This window comes from Shewanella sp. ZOR0012 (assembly GCF_000798835.1).
In the GTDB taxonomy this organism is placed as follows: Bacteria; Pseudomonadota; Gammaproteobacteria; order Enterobacterales; family Shewanellaceae; genus Shewanella; species Shewanella xiamenensis.
Genome location: NZ_JTLE01000063.1, coordinates 1 through 7,784, shown reverse-complemented (window position 1 = coordinate 7,784; position 7,784 = coordinate 1). Strand labels below are relative to the sequence as shown.

Below are 7,784 nucleotides of genomic sequence, written 5' to 3'. Positions count from 1 at the left end.
TGATACAGGGGCTGCTTTAAGACTTCTGCGCGCGCTTCGATGTCTTGCACTAACTGACAGTCATCTTGTTTGACTCTTGCCAAATACTTTTCACCGCGGATCATTTCAAGTAATTGATCTTGAGAATAAATATCCACCGCCTGTGTTTCAGCAAAGCACATTGAAGATACTAAGGGCAGCAGCGCAACTAATGCAGTACGTAGCATAACGACTCTCAATGACAATAAGGTGAATACTTGCATCGGCAGTATAACCTATTTCTTGAGCTCGAGCCGAATTTCTAACCACGAAAGCAAACAGGAAGGAACAGCAGAGGAAGAAAAGGCCGTGAAACACGGCCTCTACGATTTTAGTTAAACGGGCTAACTAAAATCATCGTCTCATTACGGTCTGGACCGGTAGAAATGATGTCGATCGGCGTTTCTAACAACTCTTCAATACGCTTGATGTAGTTGATAGCTGCTTGCGGTAACTGATCTAAAGAGGTCGCACCGAAAGTTGACTCGCTCCAGCCTGGCATAGTTTCATAAACAGGAGTGACCTGCTCATAACCTTCAGCTGCTAATGGCGTAACTTTGGAGATAGTGCCATCTGGATGTTGATAACCCACACAGATCTTCACTTCTTTCAGGCCATCAAGTACGTCTAACTTTGTTAAGCAGAAGCCGCTTACGCTGTTGATTTGTACTGCGCGGCGCATTGCCACTGCATCTAACCAACCTGGACGACGTTTACGACCAGTAGTCGCACCAAATTCATGACCTTTAGTCCCTAAATGATCACCCACTTCACATAAGAGTTCAGTTGGGAAAGGACCAGCACCAACGCGAGTGGTGTATGCCTTCATGATACCTAAGACATAGTCTAAATGACGTGGACCAAAGCCGCTGCCTGTCGCCACACCACCTGCGGTCGTATTTGACGAAGTCACAAACGGATAAGTACCGTGGTCAATGTCTAACAGTGTACCTTGTGCGCCTTCGAACAGGATTGGCTCACCCGCTTTACGCGCGTTATCCAAAAGTTCAGTCACGTCAACACACATGCTCTTCAGATAGTCAGCTAAGGCTAACGCATCGCTAAGTGTTTGCTCGTAATCTACGGCGTCAACTTTGTAGTACTCTGTCAGCATAAAGTTATGATATGCCATAACTTCTTTCAGCTTTTCAGCAAATAGTTCAGCATTGAACAGATCGCCCACACGCAGACCGCGACGAGAAATCTTATCTTCATACGCAGGACCAATTCCACGACCCGTAGTACCAATAGCTTTGTTACCGCGCGCTTTTTCGCGAGCGATGTCTAAGGCACTGTGGAATGGTAGGATCAGCGGACATGCTTCAGAAATCAGCAGACGTTCCTCAACAGGAATGCCACGCTCTTTGAGCATGTTGATTTCTTTCATCAGTGCGTCGGGTGCAAGCACCACACCATTACCGATAATGCATTTCACATTGTCGCGTAGGATGCCTGATGGGATCAGATGAAGTACGGTTTTATCGCCATTGATCACTAAAGTGTGACCTGCGTTATGACCGCCCTGGTAGCGAACTACATATTTTGCCTGTTCTGTTAGAAGGTCGACAATCTTACCTTTTCCTTCGTCACCCCATTGAGTGCCGAGAACAACTACGTTTTTGCCCATTGTTTGCTGCAAGGTTGTGGTTAAAAAAGAATTCTAACAGATTTTAAACCGCAAGTGGTAAGGCATTTATGAAAAAATAATCAAAATGACCACACCAGCAGTGACTAATGAGCCACCGATTCGACGCAAAACTTGCTGATTTTGATTGGAAAGTTCATTTAAATATCGGCGCCATTTATTGGGGAATAACAATGGTCCCACACCTTCCAAAATCAACACCAGTGCCACGGCTAGCATAAATAACTGTAAGCTCATCTTCCTCTCTCTTAGCTTTTTCTACCCTAAAAATCGGTGATTAATACGAGGATAACCAATTTTAGGCAATAAAAAACCCAGCATAAGCTGGGTTTTTTGAGATTCCAAAACGTATTAACGCTTAGAGAATTGTGGCTTACGACGTGCTTTACGTAGACCCACTTTCTTACGCTCAACTTTACGAGCGTCACGGGTAACGAAACCAGCAGAACGTAATGATGGACGCAGAGCTTCATCTAATTGCATCAGGGCACGAGTGATACCGTGACGGATTGCACCTGCTTGGCCAGTGATACCACCGCCTTTAACAGTTACATAGATGTCCAGCTTGTCAGTCATTTCAACTAACTCTAATGGTTGACGAACAACCATACGAGCAGTTTCACGACCAAAGTATTGGTCCAAAGGACGTTGATTTACAACGATGTTGCCACTACCAGCTTTAGCGAATACGCGTGCTGTAGAGGTTTTGCGACGGCCAGTGCCGTAGTACTGAGTTGCAGCCATTTGCTTAATCCCGTTTAGATATCAAGAACTTGAGGTTGTTGTGCAGCGTGGTTATGTTCTGCGCCAGCGTAAACTTTCAGTTTACGGAACATGGCACGGCCCAGTGGACCTTTTGGTAACATACCCTTAACTGCTTTCTCGATGATCATTTCTGGCTTATGAGCTTGCAGCTTTTCAAAGCTGATTTGCTTAATGCCACCAGGGAAGCCTGAGTGCGAGTAGTACGTCTTGCCTTGCGCTTTGTTACCAGTAACAGTAACTTTCTCAGCGTTGATAACGATGATGTAATCACCAGTGTCAACGTGAGGAGTGTATTCAGGCTTGTGCTTACCGCGTAAACGCAGAGCGATTTCGGTAGCGATACGACCTAAAGTTTTGCCGTCTGCATCAACGACGAACCAGTCACGAGTTACAGTTTCTGGTGTAGCAGTAAAAGTCTTCATTATTACAAAAACCCAAAGTTAATTTTCTGTCTCACATGTTGCTTGCAATGACAAACAACACAAAATTGCCTTTCAGTACCCCTTCGAGTACTTAACTCGGCGTACAACTTCCACCTAGTTTGGTGGAGTAACGTGGGCAGGTGGCGGATTATAGACAAACGTGAGTTAAAAATCACCTGATATTTTGACAAAAATCATAAAAATTCGATCGATGTGGCTCATTACTACGCTAAGGAATGAGCCACTGAAGATTTGTCGAGAAAAACCTCGCAAAGCACGCTCTGCAATAGTCTAAGACTTAGGGTAAATGCTCTGATTTTAAGTAATCGTGGGATTGCATTTCAATCAAACGGGAACGACAACGTCTGAATTCAAAACTCAATAAGCCGTCGGCATAAATGTCTTCTAACGGCACCTGCGCGGACACGATCAATTTAACGTTTCGTTCGTAAAACTCATCCACCATGGCCAAAAAGCGTCTGGCGATATCATCACCCGTTAAAAATGCGCCCATTTGCTCAATGCCACTCACCAGCACGGTATGATAAATCCGCGCCAGTTCCATATAATCCCGCTGACTACGGGGGCCATCACATAAGGCTCTAAAATCCGCCAGTAAGACGCCTTGCGCCTGTTGGCGAATGGATATTTCACGGCCTTCAATTTCAATCGCGTCAGTTGAAATCTCGGCCTCAGGCGCTAACTGACGGAAATAACGCAGTAAGTTAGTATCGGCCTGCTCATCAAGTGGATAGTGGTAAATTTCTGCCTGCTCTAACGTCCGTAGACGGTAGTCGATACCCGAATCCACATTTAATACTTCACAATGCTGATTGATCAGCGCGATCGCAGGAAGAAATCGCGCCCGTTGCAACCCATTTTTATATAGGTCATCGGGGATGATATTTGAAGTCGCCACTAAGACCACGCCTTCTTTAAAAAGCGCTTGGAATAAGGTGCCAAGCAACATGGCGTCGGTGATATCTGACACGAAAAACTCATCAAAACAAATGACTTTATATTTTGCCGCCATTTGTTTGGCAATCACTAATAATGGATCGCGCGTACCTTTAAGGGTGTCTAAATCTAAATGCAGTTGATGCATAAAACGATGAAAGTGCGCCCTTAACTTTTGATTACCAGGTAATGCATCAAAGAAGGTGTCCATCAAATAGGTTTTGCCGCGGCCTACGCCTCCCCAAAGATAAAGCCCTTTTGTAGGCGCGGGTGCCGACTTTAAGCCAAAAGAAGTCAATAGCTTACCAAATAAAGAGTTAGGCTCTTCGGCTACGGTGAGATCCTCATAAACGCGTTGCAGCGCCTTTACCGCCATTTCCTGCGCCGGATCATGGGTAAAACCATCACGAGTAAGATCTTTTTGATAATGCTGCCAAGGGCTTAACTGGGGCACGTTATTATTCTCTTTTATCCTTTGGAAAAACTGCGTCGATATTAACACGGCCAAGATGACGCAGCATATATTTATACCCTATCAACTTGGATCTGTAGTGAGCTTGCGGAGAGGCCCAGCACAACGGCTTAATATGATAAAACTGATTAGGAAGAACTATGCTGTTAGCTGATTAAACTCAATGGTTGGAAGTTATTGGGGCTTGAAAAATACCTTAAAAGCCCACAGGTTTCACTTCAGTTACAGTCAATAAAATGTTGATAAAATAACCGTTAAGAAATTAACCTTTGTTAATATTGATGAACTTTTTCAATGAGGTGCGTGTCCGAATGGTTACCTAGGCAAATAGCCGGTAACGATACAGATTCGATCTGGTGCGGACACAAACTGACGACGCATTACATCCAGATCCTTGATCCCTTATTTGGAGTTATGAATAGATGAAAACGAAATTATCTGTACTTTCAGCCGCAATGTTAGCCGCAACCCTGACAATGATGCCTGCGGTTTCACAGGCCGCTATACCGCAATCTGTTGAGGGACAACCCATACCCAGTCTTGCGCCTATGCTAGAGCGCACGACTCCCGCAGTGGTTTCTGTAGCGGTTTCCGGCACCCATGTTTCTAAACAACGCGTTCCGGATGTGTTCCGCTATTTCTTCGGCCCGAATGCACCGCAGGAACAAGTACAAGAGCGTCCATTTAGAGGCTTAGGCTCTGGTGTGATTATCGATGCTGACAAAGGCTATATTGTCACCAATAACCATGTGATTGACGGTGCCGATGATATCCAAGTTGGCTTACATGACGGCCGTGAAGTCAAAGCCAAATTGATTGGTACCGACTCAGAATCCGACATTGCCTTACTGCAAATCGAAGCTAAAAATCTGGTCGCAATTAAAACCTCCGACTCAGATGAGCTGCGTGTTGGTGACTTTGCCGTGGCTATTGGTAACCCCTTCGGTCTAGGACAAACCGTGACCTCAGGGATTGTCAGTGCCCTAGGCCGTAGTGGTTTAGGCATTGAAATGCTTGAAAACTTTATCCAAACCGACGCAGCTATCAATAGTGGTAACTCGGGCGGCGCGCTGGTTAACCTTAAAGGTGAACTGATCGGTATTAACACGGCTATCGTCGCACCAAACGGTGGTAACGTCGGTATCGGTTTTGCGATTCCCGCAAACATGGTGAAAAACCTCGTGGCTCAAATTGCCGAACACGGTGAGGTCCGCCGTGGTGTATTGGGGATTTCAGGCCGTGATTTAGATAGCCAACTTGCCCAAGGCTTTGGGTTAGACACTCAGCACGGGGGCTTTGTGAATGAAGTCACTGCGGGCAGTGCTGCCGAAAAAGCAGGTATTAAAGCGGGCGATATTATTGTCAGCGTGGATGGACGAGCAATTAAGTCGTTCCAAGAGCTGCGAGCTAAAGTGGCAACCATGGGCGCAGGCGCCAAGGTCGAACTGGGCCTTATCCGTGATGGCGATAAGAAGACCGTGAGTGTCACCTTAGGCGAAGCAAGCCAAACCACTGAAAAAGCGGCTGGTGCTGTACATCCTATGTTGCAAGGAGCCTCATTAGAAAATGCCTCTAAAGGGGTTGAAATTACCGATGTCGCGCAAGGCTCGCCTGCGGCAATGAGTGGTCTGCAAAAAGGCGATTTGATTGTCGGTATCAATCGTTCTGCGGTGAAAGATCTCAAATCACTCAAGGAACAGCTCAAAGATCAAGAAGGTGCTGTAGCCCTGAAGATCCTGCGTGGTAAGAGCTTATTGTACCTAGTGCTGCGTTAATCGATACGCCGGTCTGATTTATATCCCATAATCAGATGCAGATCAGCATAGGGAACGCGCGTTCCCTATGCTTTAACTTGTTAAACATGTTAATCTAACTCACCTTTTTTAATACTTAGCCTGCCATGACAATAAAAGAAACCCTGTTATATCTCGGTAAAGCCGTGCTTTTCGGCCTTATCATGGCGGCCATGTTTTTATTGGTGACTCACTACTTCGATAATAAGAGTCTTGGCAATTCACTTCTGCAAAACCGCGGTAATAATACAGTTGAACTGTCCTTTGCTAAGGCAGTGCGCCGCGCAGCACCTGCCGTAGTCAATATTTACAGCTTAAGTATCGATCAGAGCCGTCCATTGAATTCTGGCTCACTCCAAGGTTTAGGATCTGGGGTGATCATGAGTAAAGAAGGCTATATTCTCACGAATTATCATGTCATTAAAAAAGCCGATGAAATTGTAGTCGCCCTACAAGATGGCCGCAAATTCACCTCGGAAGTCGTAGGTTTTGATCCCGAAACCGATCTTTCTGTGCTTAAGATCGAAGGCGATAATCTTCCTACTGTGCCAGTCAATCTCGACAGCCCACCGCAGGTTGGTGATGTGGTATTAGCCATTGGTAACCCTTATAACCTTGGGCAAACCATTACCCAAGGTATTATCAGCGCCACGGGTCGTAACGGCTTGAGTTCGGGTTATTTAGACTTTTTACAGACAGATGCCGCGATTAACGCCGGTAACTCAGGCGGCGCCTTAATCGACACTAATGGTAGCCTGATTGGTATCAACACCGCCGCCTTCCAAGTGGGCGGCGAAGGTGGCGGCCACGGCATTAACTTCGCGATCCCGATTAAACTGGCCCACAGCATTATGGGTAAACTGATTAAAAATGGTCGAGTGATCCGTGGTGCCTTAGGGATCTCTGGCGAACCGATTAACCCAGTTGTGGCACAAATCCTCAACCTGCCCGATTTACGTGGTGTATTAGTTACTGGTGTCGATCCTAATGGTCCAGCGGCACGAGCGCAGCTACAACCAAGGGATGTAATCATCAAATACGGCGACGAAGATGTGCCTGGGGTCGAAATGCTGATGGATAGAATTGCCGAAACTACGCCCGGCAAGAAAATCATGATGACAGTTATCCGCCAAGGTAAACAGCAGGAACTACCCGTTATTATCGATGAAAAAGTCGTCGTCGATAATTAAGCTCTGTAACTAACTTTGTTAATCTCAGAATGAGGCATGTAAAACCTCATTCTGAGTCATCGTCCAAATCACCTATTACCTACCCTCAAATGCAGAGCTAAATATAGCACTGCCATTTCTAACGGACTTTTGCCCCTTTGTGTGTTTAGGCTCATTAGCTCAAACGAAAATTCCCACATCTGCTGCCATACAAATTCTTATCTATTTGGCTATGTTTGGCCTTACCAGAAATCGACTAACAATGTATGGGTATACAGTCGTATTTAAATTTAGATGCTTTTGAGTGTTTTTACACTCATTAGTTTGCGCGTTTATCCAGCCTAAAATTTATAAAACCCTTAAAAATCATTCGCATAAACTTTCCCAAAATTAGTTAATAGGTTTGGAAAACGCGCATGCGCGTTTTTCCGGATGGTGTATTAGATAAAAAGCTGATAAGTTCTTTGCAATACAAACAGTTAATGATGCGCGTTTTTACTGGTCTAATGAGGTAAACGCGCATGCGCACTAATAAAATGTTAG

General features: G+C 45.4%; 7 protein-coding genes and 1 pseudogene. 2 read left to right on the top strand and 6 right to left on the bottom strand.

Annotated elements, in window-relative coordinates:
• From motX to zapE, 6 genes and pseudogenes are all read right to left on the bottom strand, one after another.
• Nucleotides 1-242 (bottom strand): annotated as a pseudogene (gene motX / locus L976_RS01550) (flagellar protein MotX); the annotation flags it as partial.
• 107 nt (nt 243-349) lie between these two features.
• Nucleotides 350-1,645 carry an adenylosuccinate synthase gene (locus tag L976_RS01545; protein ID WP_037422070.1) on the bottom strand — a complete coding sequence of 432 codons (1,296 nt, stop codon included), beginning with the start codon at nt 1,643-1,645 and terminating at the stop codon, nt 350-352.
• Nucleotides 1,646-1,711: 66 nt separating this feature from the next.
• Nucleotides 1,712-1,900, bottom strand: coding sequence for a DUF2065 domain-containing protein (locus L976_RS01540; protein WP_047533524.1), 189 nt, complete (start codon nt 1,898-1,900; stop codon nt 1,712-1,714).
• A gap of 114 nt (nt 1,901-2,014) precedes the next feature.
• The gene (rpsI, locus tag L976_RS01535; RefSeq protein ID WP_006083052.1) at nt 2,015-2,407 is read right to left on the bottom strand and encodes a 30S ribosomal protein S9; all 393 of its coding nucleotides are present in this window, start codon (nt 2,405-2,407) and stop codon (nt 2,015-2,017) included.
• Between the two features lie 14 nt (nt 2,408-2,421).
• Nucleotides 2,422-2,850: a 50S ribosomal protein L13 gene (rplM, locus tag L976_RS01530; RefSeq protein WP_011073682.1), complete on the bottom strand. Its 429-nt coding sequence runs from the start codon at nt 2,848-2,850 to the stop codon at nt 2,422-2,424.
• A gap of 298 nt (nt 2,851-3,148) precedes the next feature.
• Nucleotides 3,149-4,261, bottom strand: a complete 1,113-nt coding sequence (gene zapE, locus L976_RS01525) for a cell division protein ZapE (RefSeq protein ID WP_047533498.1) — start codon at nt 4,259-4,261, stop codon at nt 3,149-3,151.
• Nucleotides 4,262-4,701: 440 nt separating this feature from the next.
• Between zapE and degQ the strand changes: the two genes are divergently transcribed.
• On the top strand, nt 4,702-6,054 hold the full coding sequence (degQ, locus tag L976_RS01520) for a Do family serine endopeptidase DegQ (RefSeq protein WP_037422060.1): 1,353 nt from the start codon (nt 4,702-4,704) through the stop codon (nt 6,052-6,054).
• Nucleotides 6,055-6,179: 125 nt separating this feature from the next.
• Complete coding sequence (gene degS / locus L976_RS01515; protein ID WP_037427151.1) at nt 6,180-7,262, top strand: outer membrane-stress sensor serine endopeptidase DegS; 1,083 nt, start codon at nt 6,180-6,182, stop codon at nt 7,260-7,262.
• The last annotated feature ends 522 nt before the right edge of the window (nt 7,263-7,784 follow it).

Bases quoted from the DNA above. Each gene is read 5' to 3' on its own strand.
- rplM (WP_011073682.1), bottom strand. From the start codon at position 2,850: ATGAAGACTTTTACTGCTACACCAGAAACTGTAACTCGTGACTGGTTC.
- degS (WP_037427151.1), top strand. From the start codon at position 6,180: ATGACAATAAAAGAAACCCTGTTATATCTCGGTAAAGCCGTGCTTTTC.
- degQ (WP_037422060.1), top strand. From the start codon at position 4,702: ATGAAAACGAAATTATCTGTACTTTCAGCCGCAATGTTAGCCGCAACC.
- L976_RS01545 (WP_037422070.1), bottom strand. From the start codon at position 1,645: ATGGGCAAAAACGTAGTTGTTCTCGGCACTCAATGGGGTGACGAAGGA.
- L976_RS01540 (WP_047533524.1), bottom strand. From the start codon at position 1,900: ATGAGCTTACAGTTATTTATGCTAGCCGTGGCACTGGTGTTGATTTTG.
- rpsI (WP_006083052.1), bottom strand. From the start codon at position 2,407: ATGGCTGCAACTCAGTACTACGGCACTGGCCGTCGCAAAACCTCTACA.